Origin of the sequence: Pseudomonas sp. NBRC 111143 (assembly GCF_001320965.1) — a bacterium.
Classification (GTDB): Bacteria; Pseudomonadota; Gammaproteobacteria; order Pseudomonadales; family Pseudomonadaceae; genus Aquipseudomonas; species Aquipseudomonas machongensis.
Genome location: NZ_BCBT01000119.1, coordinates 1 through 1,055, shown reverse-complemented (window position 1 = coordinate 1,055; position 1,055 = coordinate 1). Strand labels below are relative to the sequence as shown.

The following is a 1,055-nucleotide window of genomic DNA, read 5'->3' as shown; positions in this document are numbered from 1 at the left end:
TTGAGCTGCTGGTGCGCAACTGGGATGCGCAAGCCCCGGCGCGCCTGGCGATCCAGGCGCTGGTCTACGACAGCCGCAGCCAGGGCGGGCTGCGTGCCGCGCAGCAGGACCAGCGAGACTGGTTCGACGCCACCGGCCAATGGCTGCCGGTGCTACGCATCGACCCCAGCCAGCCCGCTGACCAAGTGTTCGGCTTCAACCTGCAGGATCAGCTGTACATCGGCTATCAGTTGGCGCAAAGGCTCAACCAGCGCTTCGCCGACACCGCCGCTGCCTGCCGCGATGGCAGCGCCGCCTTCAACTGCAATGGCGTGCTGTTTCGCACCAACCTGGCAACCACGGCCTTTCCGGCCTGGAACCCCAGCCCAGGCTCGCACCAGAACAACGGTGTGTCGTTCAGCTATGCACGCGCCGACATCAACATTCGCACGGTGGCCTGGACACGCCCCTATGCGTTCACCTTCCGTGAGCTGGCGGCCCCGATGGCCCATCGCCCGACCTTGCGCTGCGCTTACCCGTACGATGCCGGCACCTCAGGCGCATCCGATCCCTGCGCACACCGGGGCGAATGCGAAAAACTCGGCGTCGACAGTGTCGCAGCCTGGATGGCCAGGTATTCCGGCGCTCCAGCGCAGGGCTGTGCTTTCAGTAATACCGCCAAACAGTTCCAGTTGAGCATCGAAGTGCGCAACAACTTTCCGAACAGGTCCGACTGGAACGAAATCATGATGGCCGCCTGGCCTGACGATATCCCCACGCAGATCCCGCTGGAGTCGTTGTTCTATCTCAGCGGCAGCACCGGCCTGCCCCAGGCGCAGTTCATCCAGCACGATTACTTCACCCGCACCGGAGGGTTTCTGCCGCTGCTGCGCTTGGACTTCACCGCAACGGCAGACCCTTTCAGCTACCAACCGGCCGAGCAGCTCGGGCTTGGCGCGCCGGCCACAACGCGGAGCGCGTGCCCGAGCCCGCGCCCGGCTGGGGTGGGTTGTCATGACTGAGCCGACAGCCATGAAACCGTCTCTGGCGCAACGCCTGCTGTGCTTTGCCGGCTT

General features: G+C 64.9%; 1 pseudogene. It reads left to right on the top strand.

The window, feature by feature from the left end:
- Positions 1-1,001: pseudogene (locus APH44_RS30200) on the top strand (hypothetical protein); the annotation flags it as partial.
- Positions 1,002-1,055 lie beyond the last annotated feature (54 nt).